This window comes from Devosia sp. A449 (genome assembly GCF_054489375.1).
In genome coordinates this window covers 17122-34145 of record NZ_JBTMWU010000012.1, presented here as the reverse complement: position 1 = coordinate 34145, position 17024 = coordinate 17122, and the positions used below count along the sequence as shown (strand labels likewise).

At 60.4% G+C, this 17024-nt stretch carries 19 protein-coding genes and 2 pseudogenes; 7 read left to right on the top strand and 14 right to left on the bottom strand.

What is annotated here, in order from left to right; genetic code table 11:
- Positions 1 to 48 precede the first annotated feature (48 nt).
- A complete protein-coding gene (locus ACX3OW_RS21185) occupies positions 49 to 216 on the top strand; it encodes a hypothetical protein (RefSeq protein WP_459097775.1) in 168 nt (55 codons plus the stop codon).
- Positions 217 to 237: 21 nt separating this feature from the next.
- Here the strand turns inward: ACX3OW_RS21185 and arsH are convergent, their stop codons facing one another.
- The 6 genes from arsH to ACX3OW_RS21155 all read right to left on the bottom strand — a co-directional run bounded on the left by arsH (position 238) and on the right by ACX3OW_RS21155 (position 5326).
- The gene (gene arsH, locus ACX3OW_RS21180; protein ID WP_459097774.1) at positions 238 to 954 is read right to left on the bottom strand and encodes an arsenical resistance protein ArsH; all 717 of its coding nucleotides are present in this window, start codon (positions 952 to 954) and stop codon (positions 238 to 240) included.
- On the bottom strand, positions 947 to 1366 hold the full coding sequence (gene arsC, locus ACX3OW_RS21175; RefSeq protein ID WP_459097773.1) for an arsenate reductase (glutaredoxin): 420 nt from the start codon (positions 1364 to 1366) through the stop codon (positions 947 to 949). The genes arsH and arsC overlap by 8 nt, the downstream gene beginning before the upstream one ends.
- Complete coding sequence (locus ACX3OW_RS21170; protein ID WP_459097772.1) at positions 1363 to 2064, bottom strand: aquaporin; 702 nt, start codon at positions 2062 to 2064, stop codon at positions 1363 to 1365. The genes arsC and ACX3OW_RS21170 overlap by 4 nt, the downstream gene beginning before the upstream one ends.
- Positions 2065 to 2418, bottom strand: a complete 354-nt coding sequence (locus ACX3OW_RS21165) for an ArsR/SmtB family transcription factor (protein ID WP_459097771.1) — start codon at positions 2416 to 2418, stop codon at positions 2065 to 2067.
- A gap of 31 nt (positions 2419 to 2449) precedes the next feature.
- The gene (gene chrA / locus ACX3OW_RS21160; protein WP_459097770.1) at positions 2450 to 3622 is read right to left on the bottom strand and encodes a chromate efflux transporter; all 1173 of its coding nucleotides are present in this window, start codon (positions 3620 to 3622) and stop codon (positions 2450 to 2452) included.
- 300 nt (positions 3623 to 3922) lie between these two features.
- Positions 3923 to 5326 carry an MFS transporter gene (locus ACX3OW_RS21155; protein WP_459097769.1) on the bottom strand — a complete coding sequence of 468 codons (1404 nt, stop codon included), beginning with the start codon at positions 5324 to 5326 and terminating at the stop codon, positions 3923 to 3925.
- 78 nt (positions 5327 to 5404) lie between these two features.
- Between ACX3OW_RS21155 and ACX3OW_RS21150 the strand changes: the two genes are divergently transcribed.
- Positions 5405 to 5995, top strand: a complete 591-nt coding sequence (locus ACX3OW_RS21150; RefSeq protein ID WP_459097768.1) for a TetR/AcrR family transcriptional regulator — start codon at positions 5405 to 5407, stop codon at positions 5993 to 5995.
- A 359-nt stretch (positions 5996 to 6354) separates the two neighbouring features.
- Here ACX3OW_RS21150 and ACX3OW_RS21145 read toward each other — a convergent pair whose 3' ends face one another.
- Positions 6355 to 6636 carry a hypothetical protein gene (locus ACX3OW_RS21145; protein WP_459097767.1) on the bottom strand — a complete coding sequence of 94 codons (282 nt, stop codon included), beginning with the start codon at positions 6634 to 6636 and terminating at the stop codon, positions 6355 to 6357.
- 846 nt (positions 6637 to 7482) lie between these two features.
- On the opposite strand from ACX3OW_RS21145, the gene ACX3OW_RS21140 reads away from it, so the two are divergent.
- Entirely contained in the window at positions 7483 to 8256 is a 774-nt protein-coding gene (locus ACX3OW_RS21140) for a spermidine synthase (RefSeq protein ID WP_459097766.1), read from the top strand.
- Between the two features lie 9 nt (positions 8257 to 8265).
- A complete protein-coding gene (locus ACX3OW_RS21135; RefSeq protein ID WP_459097765.1) occupies positions 8266 to 8628 on the top strand; it encodes a DUF983 domain-containing protein in 363 nt (120 codons plus the stop codon).
- Positions 8629 to 9095: 467 nt separating this feature from the next.
- On the opposite strand, the gene ACX3OW_RS21130 is transcribed toward ACX3OW_RS21135, so the two are convergent.
- Genes ACX3OW_RS21130 through ACX3OW_RS21115 form a run of 4 tightly spaced genes read right to left on the bottom strand, consistent with a single transcriptional unit; the run spans position 9096 to position 12540 of the window.
- Entirely contained in the window at positions 9096 to 9980 is an 885-nt protein-coding gene (locus ACX3OW_RS21130; RefSeq protein WP_459097764.1) for a glycine betaine ABC transporter substrate-binding protein, read from the bottom strand.
- Positions 9981 to 10030: 50 nt separating this feature from the next.
- Positions 10031 to 10771, bottom strand: a complete 741-nt coding sequence (locus ACX3OW_RS21125) for an ABC transporter permease (protein ID WP_459097763.1) — start codon at positions 10769 to 10771, stop codon at positions 10031 to 10033.
- Positions 10764 to 11876 (bottom strand): ABC transporter ATP-binding protein, encoded by a 1113-nt coding sequence (locus tag ACX3OW_RS21120; protein WP_459097762.1) that lies wholly within the window; start codon positions 11874 to 11876, stop codon positions 10764 to 10766. Before ACX3OW_RS21120 ends, ACX3OW_RS21125 begins: the two co-directional genes overlap by 8 nt.
- Positions 11877 to 11889: 13 nt before the next feature.
- Positions 11890 to 12540, bottom strand: a complete 651-nt coding sequence (locus ACX3OW_RS21115) for an ABC transporter permease (protein WP_459097761.1) — start codon at positions 12538 to 12540, stop codon at positions 11890 to 11892.
- Positions 12541 to 13001: 461 nt separating this feature from the next.
- Here ACX3OW_RS21115 and ACX3OW_RS21110 point away from each other — a divergent pair.
- The 3 genes and pseudogenes from ACX3OW_RS21110 to ACX3OW_RS21100 all read left to right on the top strand — a co-directional run.
- Positions 13002 to 13294: pseudogene (locus tag ACX3OW_RS21110) on the top strand (IS630 family transposase); the annotation flags it as partial.
- Between the two features lie 134 nt (positions 13295 to 13428).
- A complete protein-coding gene (rpsU, locus tag ACX3OW_RS21105) occupies positions 13429 to 13695 on the top strand; it encodes a 30S ribosomal protein S21 (RefSeq protein WP_459097760.1) in 267 nt (88 codons plus the stop codon).
- 125 nt (positions 13696 to 13820) lie between these two features.
- A pseudogene (locus ACX3OW_RS21100) lies at positions 13821 to 13997 on the top strand (SMC-Scp complex subunit ScpB); the annotation flags it as partial.
- A 159-nt stretch (positions 13998 to 14156) separates the two neighbouring features.
- Here the strand turns inward: ACX3OW_RS21100 and ACX3OW_RS21095 are convergent.
- From ACX3OW_RS21095 to ACX3OW_RS21085, 3 genes are all read right to left on the bottom strand, one after another.
- Positions 14157 to 15056 carry a PHP domain-containing protein gene (locus ACX3OW_RS21095; RefSeq protein WP_459097759.1) on the bottom strand — a complete coding sequence of 300 codons (900 nt, stop codon included), beginning with the start codon at positions 15054 to 15056 and terminating at the stop codon, positions 14157 to 14159.
- A 119-nt stretch (positions 15057 to 15175) separates the two neighbouring features.
- Positions 15176 to 16075 carry an ABC transporter permease gene (locus ACX3OW_RS21090; protein ID WP_459097758.1) on the bottom strand — a complete coding sequence of 300 codons (900 nt, stop codon included), beginning with the start codon at positions 16073 to 16075 and terminating at the stop codon, positions 15176 to 15178.
- A gap of 12 nt (positions 16076 to 16087) precedes the next feature.
- The gene (locus ACX3OW_RS21085) at positions 16088 to 17023 is read right to left on the bottom strand and encodes an ABC transporter permease (RefSeq protein ID WP_459097757.1); all 936 of its coding nucleotides are present in this window, start codon (positions 17021 to 17023) and stop codon (positions 16088 to 16090) included.
- Between the last annotated feature and the right edge of the window lies 1 nt (position 17024).

The following is a 17024-nucleotide window of genomic DNA, read 5'->3' as shown; positions in this document are numbered from 1 at the left end:
TAAGCGCCTGATGGTGATTGGGCCGGAGATGGATGAATTTGGTATCCGATGACCGTGGGCCTATGGTCCCTCTGGCGGGTGCTGGTGACCCCAATGGCGCCGCTGATGACCTATCTTGGCGCGGCGCAGGCGGCCGGGCCGGAGATCGCGCCTGAGCGCGTGTTCGACACAGTGCTGGGCGCTGCAGTCGGCATCAAGCCAACCGGCAGATCCTGAAGTGGCCGGCCCGCAATCTACCTAGATGGATCGCAAACTGGTGCGTTCCTCCAGCTTTGCGGCCACCTCCTTTCGCTCGCTATAGCGATCAGTCAGGTGCTCGGAAACCCCGCGCGTCAGCAGCGTGAACTTCATCAACTCTTCCATCACGTCGACGACCCGCTCGTAATAGGACGAGGGTTTCATGCGGCCCTCGGCTGTGAACTCCTGCCAGGCTTTGGCAACCGAGGATTGGTTGGGGATCGTGACCATACGCATCCAGCGGCCGAGAATGCGCATCTGGTTGACGGCGTTAAAGGACTGCGAGCCGCCCGATACCTGCATGACGGCGAGCGTTCGTCCCTGTGTTGGTCTGATGGCGCCGCCGGGCAGGGGGATCCAGTCGATCTGCGCCTTCATCACCGCGCTCATCGCGCCGTGTCGTTCCGGACTGGTCCAGACCTGGCCTTCCGACCACAGCATGGCCTCGCGCAACTCCTGCACCTTGGGATGCTCGGCCGCAGCATCATCGGGGAGTGGCAAGCCATGCGCATGAAAGATGCGGGTGTCCGCGCCCATGGCATCGAGCAGGCGTTGTGCTTCAAAGGTCAGCAGCCGGCTATAGGAGCGCTCGCGCAACGAGCCGTAGAGCAGCAAAATGCGCGGCTTGTGATCAAGCTTTGCGGCAGTCAAACGCTCAAGGTCAGGCCGATCGAACAGGCCCGGGACAAGATTCGGCAAGTCGGATGCATCAGTCACGAGTCGGGCCTTCAGCACGGATGATTTCGCCATCTTCCTTGATAAATTCTCCGATATTTGGATTGGGCAGAATCTCGAGAACGACTTCGGAAGGGCGCGCCAACCGCACCCCTATGGGGCTGACCACAAGGGGGCGATTGATCAGGATCGGGTGCGCCTCCATGGCATCAAGCAACTGCTCGTCCGACAGGGTTTCATCACCCAGACCGAGTTCAGCGTAAGGCGTGTCCTTCTGCCGAAGCGCCTGCCGCACGGTCAGGCCCGCCGCCGCGATCAGTTCAACCAGGCGCGCCCGCGTCGGCGGCGTCTTGAGATACTCGATAATCTCGGGTTCTTCCCCACTTTGGCGGATCATGGCGAGGGTGTTGCGCGAGGTGCCGCAATCGGGGTTGTGATAGATGGTAATGGTCATTGTTGATCTCCGGAATTGATCGGGGCAGGGCCCTCGGCGGATGCCTGCAGCAGCCAGGACATGAGGGCCAGGGCCAGCACGGCGCCGACCAGTTCCGCCAGGATAAAGCCGGACACATCGCGCATGCGAATGCCGGAAAAACTATCGGTCAGCGACCGGGCGATGGCGACGGCGGGGTTGGCAAAGGCCGTTGAAGCGGTGAACCAATAGGCGGCGGTGATGTAGAGACCGACCAGCCAGGGCACCGCTTTGCGGTCAAACCGCAGCCCCGCCAGGATGACCGCGACGAGGCCAAACGTCGCCACGCCCTCGGAAAACCACTGCGCCTCGCCGGTCCTGATTTTGCTGGAGGTTTGCACCAGCGGCAACGCGAACATCAGGTGGGCGGCGATGGTGCCAACCATGCCGCCGAGTATCTGAACGGCGGCATAGAGCCCCGCATCGCGGATGCTGAGCTCCCGGCGCAGGACGAAGACGAGCGATACGGCCGGATTGAAATGCGCCCCCGATATCGGCCCCATTATCGCAATCAGCACCACCAGAATGGCGCCCGTCGCCACGGTATTGGCGAGCAGGGCTAGGGCGGTATCGTCCGTTAGCGATTGCGCCATGATGCCGGAGCCGACGATGGTCGCGACCAGCATGGCGGTGCCCAGCGCCTCGGCGGTCAGGCGGCGGGGGAGGTCGATAGTCGCCACTTACTGACGAGCCTCTTGCGGGGCGCAGCAGGGCGTAAGTGCGGCAATCAACGGGGCGCAGAGTTCGGCACTGCCGCCGCAACAATCCTTGACCAGAAACAGCATGAGGTCGCGGAGCTGGTCGAGCTTGGCGCGATAGATGATCGAGCGGCTCTGCCGTTCGCCCTCGACCAGTCCCGCCCGGGACAGCGTTGCCAGATGCGCCGACATGGTGTTTTGCGGAATATCAAGCAGCCGGGCGAGTTCGCCAGCGGGCAGTCCCTCCGGTTCATGCCGCACCAGCAGTCGGAACGTCTCGAGCCGGGTCGATTGGGCGAGTGCGGCCAAAGCCGGGATTGCAGTTATTGAGTCCATATATCCAGATTGTTGGATATATTTAGGTCTGTCAATGGGCGGGTACAAGCAAGCTCAAACCCATGCCGCTCAGCGCCATGAGCGCGACCACGATCCAGGGCGGGGCCTTCCAGACGGTCAGCAATACAAAGCCCGTCAAGGCCAACGCAAAATCATAGGGACCGACAATGGCACTGGTCCAAACCGGATCGTAGAGCGCGGCCCCAAGCAGTCCGACCACGGCGGCATTGGCGCCCCGCATGGCCGCCTGCATGGCGGGCCGGGAGCGCAGCGCATCCCAGAATGGCAGCGCCGCAAGCAGCAGCAGGAAGCCCGGCAGGAAGATGGCCAGCAGCGCAATGACGGCCCCGGCCAAGCCATGCGGCGCCGGCCCCATGATCGCGCCGAGATAGGCGGCAAAGGTGAATAACGGCCCCGGCATGGCTTGCGCCGCGCCATAGCCCGCCAGGAACGCATCGTCACTGATCCACCCCGGGTGCACTACCTCGACTTCAAGCAAGGGCAACACCACATGCCCGCCACCAAAGACCAGCGATCCGGCTCGGTAGAAAGCGTCGAATAATGCCAGCCCCGGCAGAGGCGACGCCCCAGCGAGCATAGGCAGGCCGATCAGCAGCAGGAACAGCGCCAGCGCGATGGCCCCAGCCCGCTTGGTGACAGGGAATTTCAGTTGCGCAGCCACGGCCACAGGAGCGGTCCGGCATAGCCACAGCCCGGCAAGCGCCCCGACGACGATAGCGGCGATCTGTCCAAGTGCGCCGGCCAGGAGCACCACGATTAAAACAGCTGCCAGCGCAATGCTGGCCCGTTCCCGATCCGGCGCCAGCGTCCGCGCCATGCCCCATACCGCCTGGGCGACCACCGCGACGGCGACGATTTTGAGCCCGTGCAGCAGGCCAAGGCCCACCGGTCCGGCAAACGCAGCGGCGCTATAGGCAAAAAGCACCAGGATCAGCGCCGAAGGCAGGGTGAATGCAGCCCAAGCCGCCAGGGCCCCGAGTGGTCCAGCGCGGAGCAGGCCAAGCGCGAACCCAACCTGGCTGGAGGCGGGGCCGGGCAGGAATTGGCAGAGCGCGACGAGCTCGGCATAGTCTGCCTCATCGAGCCATTGCCGGCGCACCACCAACTCATCCCGGAAATAGCCGAGATGCGCGATGGGTCCGCCAAAGGAGGTGAGACCCAGCTTTAGAAATGCAAAGAACACTTCCCCCGCGCGTGAAGATGCCGGGCCAATTTTAGCATGTGGGGCGTCAGTCAATTTCGTTACTCATGATCACAATCATGAACAAATTATAGCATCTTGGTATCGGTCCAATGACGATGAGAGGCTGACCGAAGCCGTGTCATTATCCGCTGCATGGAGGATGGGAAATGGATATTCGAACGACGCTGACGGAGCCCCATATCGGCCAACGCGCGGCACCCTGCTGATTTCAGCGTCAGACATGGATCGCCTACCCGTGGGCGTCCCTTTTGTTGAAGTGAAACCTATGTTTACGCGACCTCACACGTTCTGGTTGGCAGATTTAGGGATGAAGCAACCGATCGTGGCGCACAGCGCTGCGGCGAGAAAGCCCAGGATGAAGACGATGGCAAAAGACCCCGTCTGATTGCCCGCCGTTGCGCCGGCCAGGATGGCGCCGACGATTGCTGCCGCGCTAGTGGTGCCAAGCGAGCGCATCAGGGCATTGAGCCCGTTGGCAGCGCCGGTCTCGTTGCGAGGAACGGCCGACATGATGAGGGCGGGCATGGCGGCATAGCCTAGGCCGATGCCGACACCGATGATGGTGTTGATGAGCGCGATGAGCCAGAAATTGAGCTGAAACACCACGCAGAGCAGGTAGGCGAAGGCGATGACGCTGGCGCCGGCGATCAGCAGGAAGCGGGGGCCGACGCGAAGCGACAGCCGCCCGGCGATAGGTGACATGGCCAGCATGGCCAGCCCGGAGGGCATCAGCACAATACTGGCCAGCAATAGATCGACCCCCAGGCCGCCTGATGCAATCGGCAGGCCGAGTAGCTGGGGGAAGGCGATGCTGGAGGAAAACAGAGCAAAGCCCATGGCAATCGACGCCAGATTGGTCAGCAGTACTGCCGGGCGGGCACTGACGCGCAGATCGACCAGGGGGTTGTTCACGCGCAGCTCATGCCAGGCCCAGGCTGCAAAGGCCAGGACGCCGACACCAACGCTGGTCAAGGTTGAGACCGAGGTCCAGCCCCATCGATTGCCCTGCGACACGGCAAGCAGCACGCCGACGAGGCCAATCACCAGGCCGATTGCGCCGAGCAGATCAAAGCGTCCCCCCGCCTTCACCGTGGTATTGGGAACAATGGTCGCCATCAGCACGAGGGAGATAGTGGAAATCGCCCCTGCCACGACGAACAGCATGTGCCAGTCGAAATTCTGCGTGACATAGGCACTGAGGGGCAGGCCGATGGCGCCACCGACGCCGAGCGTGGCGCTGACCAGGGCGATTGAGGTGCCCAGTTTGCGTGGATCAACGACGTCACGCAGCATCGAAATGCCCAAGGGAATGACGCCCATACCGACGCCCTGCAGCGTGCGGCCGACAATCAGCATGGGCAGACCCGTGGAGAACAGGCAGATCATGCAGCCGAGCACGATCAGCGCCATCAGGATGAGCGCTATTTTGCGCTTGCCGAACATGTCGCCGAGCTTTCCGGCGATGGGCGTGCAGACCGAGCCTGCGAGCAGCGTCGAGGTGATGACCCAGGCGGTGTCACCGGCTGGTGCATCCAGAAGCCTCGGCAACTCGCCCTGAATGGGGATCAGGATGGTCTGCATGAACGAGCCGCCCATGCCGGCGAAAGCCAGTGCGCCGACAATCAGATTTTGGCGGGCATTGCTGTATGGTGACGCAAAGGTTTCGTGGGCGGCGATGTTCAAAAGGACCTCGATAGTGAGACTTGATATTTTAATTGAGACTGAGTATCAATCGATCCGTCGTGTTGCAAGGGCGATGACGTGACCTTTGACCTTAAAGAGCGGGCGCGCGCGGTGATGCGCCAAGAGCTGGCCAGTGCCGCCTTCGATCTGGTGCTCGAGAACGGCTATGAGCAGACGGCCGAGGAACTCGCCGATGCGCTGGGCATTTCGCGCGCCACCTTCTTTCGTCACCTTGGATCGAAGGAAGATATTGTCGTGGCGGCCATGCTGGGGTCTGAGGATCTGTTCGCGGCAGCCTTCAGCCAAGCTCGGCACGCGCGTTCTGTTTCCACCTGGCAGCGCCTGAAGGCGGCCTTCCAGCCCATTATCTCTGACGCCGAGGCCACGCCCGAACGCGTTCGGGCGCGTCTTGCCCTGGTGCGCACAACCCCCGTGCTCGGCGCTCGATTGCAGCGTGCGCGCCGTCCTCAGGTCGACAGGCTGGTGGGCGCGCTCGTCGAGCAGGGCCATGATGCCTTGGCCGCAAATGCCCTGGCGGCGGCGGCGGTCGCGGTGTTTGATCGGTGTTGGTTGCTCTGGGCGGGTGACGAAAGCCTGGTGCTTCGCCAATTGGTCGATCGCGCATTCGCGCAGTTGGATGCTGCCTCATTGCCAGATCGTGCCGGATGATCGACGAACTATGAGTGGTCTCTGGCGAACGACCGTGACACTTGGCAGACCGGCGCGGAGCGATCGTTCGGGCGAGCTTTCGTCGAGTACCATCTTGACTTCGGCTTGCGGTAGAACGTGACGGCACCAGAAGCCCGCCTTCGCATCAGCGAAGCAGGAAGGGCATATAAACACCTAGTTCAGGCGATATTTCGAAGACGTCTCGTCTAGCTTTTGTCACAGCCAGGAATATGGGCTCACACCTCCGTGTCCGGTGCACGTGCTTAAGGCATTGGTTGAAGCGGTCTGGGGGCATTCGACGTCCTCGGCCGTTCGCCTATTGCCCCAAGCACCGCATCTGCCTGCGGCAAATAGCTCTCCTACATCGGCCGCCTCTCGAACTTGGTGTCTTCCGGGTGACCGTCGAACCGGCACAGGGCGCGGGCGGCTAGTTCGCGGGCTGGCTTGAGATTGCTGGCAGGGGGCATGTCATCGACACCTGGCTTCCATTCAACTGCCTGCAGCATCACACCCACCTCTTCCAAGTAGCTCATCCACATGGGCCGGCCGTCAAACAAGGTGTCTTCGGGGACGCTCTCGAACGCGCATAGAGCACGGGAGGCTAGCTCGCGGACGTCTTTGGGCTTGCGGGTAGAGGTCATAAGAACGCGGCTCCGGTCGGCACCGGCACTGATCTGTGAGCGTCGGCCAAATCCACCAGCCAGCGAGCGACGCCATCCGGAATTTCCGCGCGGCCGTGATACCATGCCAGCACCACGGTTATATCCACATGCAGCGCTTCTGCTAGCGTAAGCGTGGACCAGCGGACTATCTGTAAGCACTCACTCAAGCGGGCAGGGGTCATTGGCGGCAATATCGACTCTGAGGGAAGGGTAATTCGTGTTTTTGGATGCGTCTGGGGGCGTTAGAGCATTACCGCTACACGTCCATTGCTGCAAATCGCCATCGGTATCCCGCTGCCTGGATTGGCATCAGCGCATTGATGTCGGTATCGTGGGCGTCTTTCGGCGAGGTTCGAATGGCGGCGGCGGTCGTCGTAGAAGGTCAATGGCGCCGATGGAGGCCCGAGCGCCTTCTCGACGGCTTCGATACAAGGCTGGTATCAATGCTGATCGATAGACGCCATGATGGAATCTGCCGGTTGAACCAGTGCACAACCGTGGCAGATAAATGCCCAAGCTGTGCTCTTCGTAGTGTATTCTACGGTCACGCCCTTTGGTAAATCGGTGCAACCGCTCCTTACTGCTCACGCCTTCTGAAGAATTCCGTCTTGTTGGCCCGCAGCAAAAATGAGTGTTGCAAGGCGCCTCAGGCTCGAAAGCGCTTCGACGCGCGATTTCGGGCAGATGGTGTGGAGCGGGCTGAATACGGCCCTCATTGCGTCTGTCTGAGGCGGGCTTATTGGCACCATGGCGGTGACGCCATTTCGATCACTTGGGCGGCAGTGCCGCAGTCTAGTCAGGACGTTCTTTTAGCGGTATGAAAAAATGATCCTGTTGGAACGCATCCGAAGCGACGCCGGCGATATCCAGATCCTGAAAACCAAGCTTCACCGCTCCCTGGTCTACCAACAGGGCGGTTGCTGCCAGAGTGAGGCCGACGCCGACGGCATCAGCCTCTGCTCCTATGTCCACGGCATATTCGGTCTCCTGGCTCAATCGCCCCCGCACAACGTGCTGATGATCGGCTGCGGCGGCGGAAGCCTGGCGACGATGCTTGCCAGCAAGGGCGTCCAGGTCAGCATTGTCGACGTCAACCCGCTCGCCTTCGACATCGCACGGCGCTATTTCAATTTGCCGGATGAAGTGGCGTGCCACGTGGCAGACGGCCGGGATTTTCTGCGCGATAACCCGGCCCGCTACGACGCCATCGTCATGGATGCGTATGTCGGCGCGTTCGTGCCGCAGCACCTCCGGTCGATGAGCTTCTTCCGACTGGCGCATACCCGTCTTGATGAAGCTAAGGGCCGGCTGATCGCCAACGTGTTTACGGAGCATGATTTCGATGAGGCGCCAGATGTTGCCGCCACGGCGATGGGTGAAGTCTGGGACAACGTGCGGGTCCTCGACATCCGGGGTAGGCAGCACCGCAATGCCCTGGTCATGGCGGGACAGGTGATGGCGCTTCAGGAGCCGGAACTTCTCCTGCGACCCATGGCCGGAATTACGGAAATCCTGCACGACATCAACCGGTGGCGCTTCCGCAAGTGGCGGCTGCGCGGCCGCGACGACCGCAGCGTGAGTGCGCTCCCCAACATCTGATAGGAACCCATGTCCAGACCCGAAAGCTCCGCCTTTGTCAAAGGCCTGCTCTGCCGCTGCCCGCGCTGCGGCCAGGGTAAGCTTTTTTCCGGCTTCCTGAGCCTCGCAAAGGTTTGCAGCAGCTGCGACCTCGATTACAGCTTTGCCGACAGCGGCGACGGACCAGCGGTGTTCGTGATCTTCCTTGTTGCGCCGCTTATCATGGTCTTTTGGTATCTCGCCGAGGCCTGGTTCCACCCCGCACCGTGGATGCACCTGGTTTTGTGGATTCCTACCACGTTGGTTCTGTCGCTGCTGCTGTTGCGACCTTTCAAAGGCGTACTGGTTGCTCTGCAGTACCAGAACCGCGCCGGGGAAAGTCGCCATCACTGAAAAAGTCAAAAATGGGCCACGGACGCAAAGCAATATATCAACCGCAACCAAGAATTTTCGCGAAAATGGAGGTGGATACCCGGGTCCCCGACACACTTGTTACTCCCGGGGCCACTGCCGAGCAGCTAGGCTCGGTCACGATTGAAGACCGTGAAGTCGAGGTCGTCATGAAACCAGTGCTAGCCGAATTTTCGTAGCAGCATGGGCCTCTTCCAGAGATTGAAGGAGTGCATTGCCTGAATTGGTGAAAATGCCACCAAATCGCGCAAGCGAAGTATTGACGGTCGTGCTCAACGGATAGGATGTTCTTCGCATCGACCTTATTGTCTGGTGTCTAAAAAACTTCATCTGAAGCATTTTGCCGCAGCGAAAATCATCGATACCCGAACGTCAAGTTGCGTAGGCAAACTTCCCGTTCCCGTTCCCGTTCCCGTTCCCGATGCGGGAACGGGAAGTCGTTTTCTTGATTAAAGAAGGTCGTTGTCGGCCAGGAATTGCTTGGCGACCTCTTCAATGGAGGTGTTGTCGATGTCGACCTGCGCGTTCATCGCCCGCATCAGCTCATCGGTCAGCACAGCCGACATGGCGTTGAGCGGTGCGGCGAGTTCGGGGTTGGCTTCCAACACCACCGTGCGCACGACGGGGACTGCTGCATAATTGGGGAAAAAGCCCTTGTCGTCTTCCAGAATGCGGAAGTTGAAAGCCGGAATCCGTCCGTCCGTGCCCGTCACAAGGCCGATATCGGTATGGCCATCGCGCAGGGTGGGGAAGACGAGACCGGGATCCATGGCGCGGCGCTGGGCGCGAGTGGTCTTGAAGTCATAGGTTTCTTCCAGGCCGGGCAGGCCATCCGGACGTCCCGGAAATTCGGTGCTCATTGCCATCGTCAGGTTGACGCCGTCGTTATAGGCTTGGGCCATATCGGACACCGTCACCATGGCGTCGGTCTTTTCGTCGGCCCCACGTACAGCCACGGCATAAGTATTGTTGGTGCGGGAAGGATCGAGCCAGGTCAGCCCGACTTCGGCGTCGAGTTCGCTGACCAAGGCATAGGTCTCTTCAGCCGTCAGCCGGTCATCGATCTTGTTGAAGGTCACCAGCGACGTGCCGGTATACTCCCAATAGACGTCGATCTGGCCGTTTACCTGCGCATCGCGAACTACTTGAGTGCCAAGTCCATCGCGCTTTTCGACCTCGAAGCCCTCATTGGTGAGGAGCTGGGCGGTGATTTCAGCCAGAAGCAATTGCTCGGTGAAGCCCTTGCCACCCACAACGATCGCCGCGGCCTGCACTGAGGCGGTTGAAAAAGCGGCCAGCGCCGCGATGGCCAGAACTCGCATCGGTTTCTGCAATAGAATTCTCCTGTAAGATTCAAAAAATCGAAGCGCATATCCGTTTCGGATCAGCGCATCGGATTGACACCGCGCGGGATGGTCCAGAACTGGAGCTGTGTCATGGTCATGTCGACCAGAAGCGCCAGAAGCGCGGTGGGAATGGCACCGGAAAGCATGGTGCCGAACTCGTTGAGGGCAATGCCGGTGAAGATCAGTTCACCCAGTCCGCCGCCGCCGATCAGAAAGGCCAGCGGGACTGTGCCCACGTTGATAGCGAGAGCCGTTCGCACCCCAGCATAGATGACGAACAGGGCGTTGGGAAATTCCACCTGCCACAGGATCTGGCGCCGGCTCAGCCCCATGCCTTGGGCGGCCTCGATCAGATGGGGCGGGACGGCGCGCAACGCCGCTGTGGTATTGGCCACAATTGGCAGCAGCGAGGCAACGAACAGCGCAAACAGTGCCGGCGGGTTACCGATGCCAAAAACGCTCAGCGACAGCGCCAGCACCGCGAGTGTCGGCACGGTTGCTCCGATATTGAGCAGCTGCAGCGCCATGTCGCCATAGCGCTGGAACGCTGGTCGCGTCAGCGCAATGCCGGCGGGAATGCCGAGCACGATGGCTGCCCCTCCGGAGATGGCGACAAGCTGGATATGTTCGTTGCCCAGATAGACGATGTCGTCCCAGTGATCGGCCAGAACAGGCAGCAGTCCGCTGCCCCACGCCCAGGCACCCAGCACGAAGCAGAGTAGATAGAGGCCGTTGCGCCGCCATTGCGGGCTTTGGGAAACTGGTGCTGCTTCAGCCATCGCGGTAGGCCTCGCTCAGCAGCCCGGTGATCGAGCGCAGCGTCACATAACCCTTGAAGGTGCCGTCCTTGTCGATACAGGCCAGCCAGGACACGTTGTGCCGGAACATGGTCGAAACAGCTGTCCGCAAGTCCTCATCGGGCTTGACGGTGGTCGGCAGATTTTCGTGATGATCGCCAACCTTGCCTTTGCCGGCCTGGGCCACGTTCAACTGGATGAAGCCGCGCGCCCGGCCATTGCCTCCCACCATGACGATGGACTGATGCCCATGTTCTTCCATGATGGCCGCCGCAGCGCTGAGACTATCATCGGCGGTGACGCGCGGCGGATCGTGCTGCATCGCGTCGTTGACGGTGATCAGCTGCAAGCGCTTGAGCGTACGGTCGCCGCCCACGAAATCGGAGACGAACCGCTCGGCGGGATGAGCCAGAATATTGTCGGGCGTATCATACTGTATCAGTTTGCCGCCGCGAAAAATGGCAATGCGGTCCGCCATTCTGACAGCTTCGTCAATGTCGTGACTGACAAACATAATGGTCTTTTTCAGCTGCGACTGCATTTTGAGGAACTCGCCCTGGATGATCTCCCGGTTGATCGGGTCAATCGCGCCGAACGGCTCGTCCATCAACAGGACCGGAGGGTCGGCCGCAATGGCGCGCAAGACCCCGATACGCTGTTGCTGGCCTCCGGAGAGTTCCTTGGGGTAGCGTTTGAGAAAAATGCTTGGATCGAGCGCCACCATCTCGAGCAGCTCAGCGGCCCGACGACGCGATTTTTTCCGGTCCCAGCCCAGCATGTCGGGCACAAGGCAGATATTGTCCTCGATGGTCTTGTTCGGAAACAGCCCAATCTGCTGGATCACATAGCCAATGGTGCGGCGCAGTTGCACTGGATCATAATCAGCGGTGTTCTTGCCGCCGATAAAAATGTTGCCCCCGCTCGGCTCGATCAGCCGGTTGACCATTTTCATCGTCGTCGTCTTGCCGCACCCCGAGGGACCGAGCAGGACACAAATTTCCCCTTCGGGCACCTCCAGCGTTACGTGGTCGACGGCTGGCGTGGTGCTGCTGGGGAAGATTTTTGAAACATTCTCGAGCCGGATCATTGGTGTCCTGTCATTATTTTCTGAGGCCTGGCGAGGTGAGCAGGCGCTGGATGGCCAGCAGGCCAAAATCGGCAATGATTGCCAGAATGCTCACGGCCAGCGCGCCAGTAATGAGTTGGCGCGGATCGGTTTGGCTGATGCCGCGCGAAATGAAGGTGCCCAACCCGCCAGCACCGATATAGGCGGCAATCGCGGTGACGCCGATATTCATGACCACCGCCATACGCACGCCCACCATGATTACCGGCACCGCGATTGGCAGTTCAACTTCGCGCAGGCGTTGCAGCCGGGTCAGCCCCATGCCGCGCGCGGCTTCCCTCAGGGCAGGGTCCAGATTGGAGATGGCCGCATGCGTGTTGCGGATGATGGGAAGCTGCGAATAGAGCAGGACCGCAATGACGGCCGGTACATAGCCGATGCCGTGGCCGATCGTCGACAGCACCGGAATCATGATTCCGAACAGGGCAATCGAGGGAATGGTGATGATGATTGAGGCGACCGACAAAGTCACCTCTGCTGCTCGTCGATTCTGGCTGATGGCCACCCCGATCGGCACGCCGGTGGCTAGCGCCAAGCCAACTGCGACACCAACGATAGCAATATGTTCGCTGGTCCGGCTGACGATCAGGGACCAGTTTTCGATAGCGTATAGTAGGATTTCCATGTCCGAGGAGGCATACCCGATTTTCTATACGAAATACAACCCAGCAGAATTCGCCCTTAAAATGTAGGGCAATGTCGTATAGTATAGGTCGTGAAGTGCATTTGTAGTGTGAAGGTAAAAATCCATCAACAATTATAGGTGCGGATTTATATCTAAATTAGTCTGCGTTAGCCGCCTGTATGTGGGCGTAATGCTTTTCTATCACGCGAAAATACCAAGTCGACGTGGGCGCCAATGCGGCGATCGAGCAATGGGGGATCTAGGAAATGGGAATGTCTTGGAGGCTGTTGGACGCTCGTAGCGCAGCGCGGATTTGTGGTAATCGGCCCGGTTGCCGCCCCGACCCTCAATCCAGTGGAAGTTCGAGGGACGGGGGCATCCGCTGGCAACGCCTGCTCTGACCGCCGGCAGTCAGGTCGTGGTGGGCGCCGATAAGAGGTCAAAGTTCGGTGCCAATTGACATCCTGGATGGGCAGCGCGCTTTTATCCTGGAGCGGATAGCTCAGGCCCCGCACCTGCGCTGCATGGCCTCAAGCACGAGTTGGCCGCGCGCGGCGTGACGTTGTCGCACAATGCGGTATGGCAGTTTTTGAGGCGTGAAGGGCTGAGCTTTAAAGAAATCCTGTTCGCGCTTGAACAGACCCATGTCGCCAGCGCGCGACGGCGAGAGCGCTGGAAGGCCATCCTGCCCTATCTCGATCCCAGCCGTCTGGTGTTCATCGACGAGACCTGGATCAAGACCAATATGGCCCCGACGCTGATCGAGTGAGTGCTGACTTCGATGTGCATTCCATAGCCTAAAGTGATAGGGCGGGCCGCAGGAGTACCACAGGGCACTTCCTCCGCTTGCCCGCAGGGGTGAAGCGGACACTTAGCTAGGAAAACTATTTGCAGGTTCAAGTCCGCGATAACAATATCGATCAAGCACTTAGGGTGCTCAAGAAGAAGCTCCAGCGCGAGGGTGTCTTCCGCGAAATGAGGCGCCGCGCATACTACGAAAAACCATCTGAAAGGCGACAGCGAGAGGCCACACAGGCAGTGAACCGTGCGCGTAAGGAAGCGCGCAAACTAGCCATTCGAGAGGGCCTTATCGAAGGGCCGAAGAGAAAGGGGCCTGAGCGCCCGAGGGCGCCATCTCTCGTTCGTGGCGGCTAATAATCACCACCAATATCAAACGCCCGCCCGGCTTTCCGAGGCGGGCTTTTTTATGCCGGAAGTGCCGGTTTCAACAAGGAGAAGGCCGATGACCCTCAAAACTATCGTGGATAGACGCTCGCAGCGGAGCGCCGTTCACCTATGTGACCACCAAAGGGTTTTTGGAGCAGTTTGGGCTCGATACCCTGCGAGATCTGCCAAATCTCGAAGGGCTGGAGGATGCGGGTCTGCTCAACAGCGATCAGCCGCACGATGATTTTCCGAGCTTGTCGGTCGACAGTGGCGAGAACAGTGAATTCTAGGGTCCAGCTTTGTGCTGGTGAGTGCAATTGTTCGGCTCCATCATGTCACCCCGCCGGTGATCGAGATTTCAATGACTTACCGTGCCGATCGACACCCAAACCACGTGCCTCTTCACGCGCCTGCCTGCGTTATCTGTTCATCGGGCGAAAGGAGCATGATCAGAACCACGCCGGGTTGGACCAGGCCTTGCGGCCTTGAGCATCGACGACGACGATACGTGCGTATCCGCCCGCGCGGACTCGGTCGATCGGCAGTGAAACGCGGGTGAGATTGGGCTCGACCCGTTGTGCGGAACGCGATCCCTTGCCCAGCACCATGACGGCAGCAGCGGCAGAGCAATGTATTTCAACCGTGGTGTCGGTGTAGGTGATATCGTGAATCTGCGGCCCCTGGCTGGCATAGTAGTGACCGGCCTTGAGGGCCTCGAGCAGCGCCTCGGGGGCACGCGCCGACGCCTTGACCATCACGAAGCCGCCAAACCAATCGGGAGATTCGAAGTGGGCGTCGTCGGTGGCGACGATGCCGATATGGCGACCGCGATTGAGCAACTGGTCGATGAACAGCGAGCTGTCGCCGCGCGAGGTGCGCACCATGGTGGTGTGGTTGTATATTTCGGCGGCCATGGCGCCGGGAATGGAGGCGGCGTCATCCATATCCAGCCCATACCAGGTCGGGTGGGCAAAGGCGACGAAGGCGCCCGCATCGAGGCACCGCTGCGCCAGTTGGGGTCCGGTTTCGTCATCGGCAAGGCCGGAGAAATCCAGCGGCAAGCCAACGGCGAGAATGTGCCAAAGTTCGCCCGCATTGATATTGGGCGCATGCATTTCGGCACCGAACAGGGTGGTGAAGCCGTCAGTCCGCCATTGTGACGTGTCGACGATGGGGAAATTGAAGTTGCTGGTGAAGTGGTCGGTCAGCGCCAGGAAATCATAGCCGGCATCCCGATACATGGCGCAGACCTCGGCCGGCGAGCGCTTGCCGTCGGACCGGGTCGAATGGGTGTGCAGATTCCCCTTGTAGAATTGACCGGGCGTGGAGAAGGCGGGATCGATAGGCATGCAAAAGTCCTGTTCCAATTAGAATTACGCGAGTTCGAGTATCGGCTCATTGGCCTGCGAGTGCGCATGTGCCGGCCGCGATAGGCATAGAGCAGGCGCTTTAGGGGGCGGTCACCCGGCTAGCGCAATGTAGGATCCATCCGATCGCGCAACCAGTCGCCAATCGTTGAAACAGACAGCGTCGTCAGGATGATGATCAGCGATGGGGACAGCAGTATCCACGGCGCCGACTGGATGTATTCTCGGCCGTAGCCAACCATGTTTCCAAGACTGGTTTCTGGCGGTTGCACGCCGATACCGAGGAATGACAGGCTCGATTCGAGCAGGATCACACCGGGAATGTTCAGCGTCATGGCCACCACGATGGTCGCGGCAATATTGGGCAGGATATGCACCAGATAGACGCGTCCGGGCGTGCAGCCAATGTCGCGCGCCGCTGCCGCATAGCCTTGGGCATTGGCCGATATCGCTAGGCCGCGCGAGATGCGGGCCACCCCCTCCCAGCCGCTGAACCCCAATAGCAGGACGAAAACGAGCAGGGAGTCCCCCACAAAGGCCAGCACCGCAATGGCGATGATGAGGAAAGGCAGGGCCAGCTGGGTATCGACCATGATCTGGATGAGCTGGTCGACCCAGCCGCGGAAATAGGCGGCCAGAAAGCCCAGGGTGACCCCGATCACCGTGGACAGAACGGTGGCGCAGATGGCTATTGTCATCGAGATGCGGATTGAATACATGACGCGCGACAACACATCGCGCCCCAGCTGGTCCGTGCCCATCGGGTGTGTCCAGTCCCCGCTGGTGAAGGCGGGCGGCAGCAGCCGTGCCTTGACATTGACGGCCTTGAAATCGAATGGGGCCAGATAATTGGCAAAGACGGCGATGAGCAGCATTGCCGCCATCCACCCCAGCGCCAGCAGAACAACGGGAGGGCAATCCCTGAAGAACTGGCGGATACCGCTACCCCTGGCATGCGCGGCACCGATAGCGGTCGGCGAGATCTGGCTGATTTCAGTCATCTTGAACTTCCCTTACTGGCCGGTGTGGCGCGGATCGCGCATGCGCGGGTCGATAAGTCCGTAAAGCAGGTCAACGAACAGATTTGAGATCACCATGGTCAAGCCGATCATCAGCAGAATGGTCTGAACCACCGCCAGATCACGCGATGACACCGAGTCGATGAGCAGACGCCCGACGCCTGGCCAGGAGAAAACGCTCTCGACAACGACCGCGCCGCCGATCAGCCCGCCCAGCATGAGGCCGAAGATGGTAATGATCGATATCGCGGCATTAGGCAGGACATGGCGCAGGATGACCAGGTTGGACTTCAGCCCCTTGGCGCTGGCCGCCCGAACAAAGGGCTGGCCAAGAACCTCAAGCATCGCCGAGCGGGTGTAGCGGGCAATGACCGCCGAGCCTGCAATGGTCATGGTGGCGACGGGGAGGATCATGTGGCGCAATTCGGTATAACCGCCCGATGGCAGCCATCGCAGTTGCACCGCAAAGATCATTGCCAGCACCAGTCCGATCACAAAGGTCGGCACGGTAATGCCTAGTACCGATATCATCATCAGGGCGCGGTCGATGATGGAGTTGCGGTGCAGCGCCGCGAAAATGCCGATCGTCACGCCGATCAGCACTTTGAGAAACAGCACCGGGACTGCCAGTTGCAGCGTCAGGGGCAGGCGCGCCAGCACCGTCACCAGTGCCGGACGGCTCTCGCGCATTGAATTGCCCAGATCGCCGGTCAGGACCGAGCCGATATAGTTGGTGAATTGTTGCCACAGCGGCTTGTCCAGCCCCCATTCGATACGAAACGCGGCGATCACCTCGGGCGGCGTCGTCGCGACGTCATAGAAGCGCGCGACCGGATCGCCGGCGATGCGCAGAATGACGAAGGCAAAGGTGACGATGATGAACAGGGTCGCCAGGGCCCGGAGCAGCCGGGACAAGATAAACATGAACATG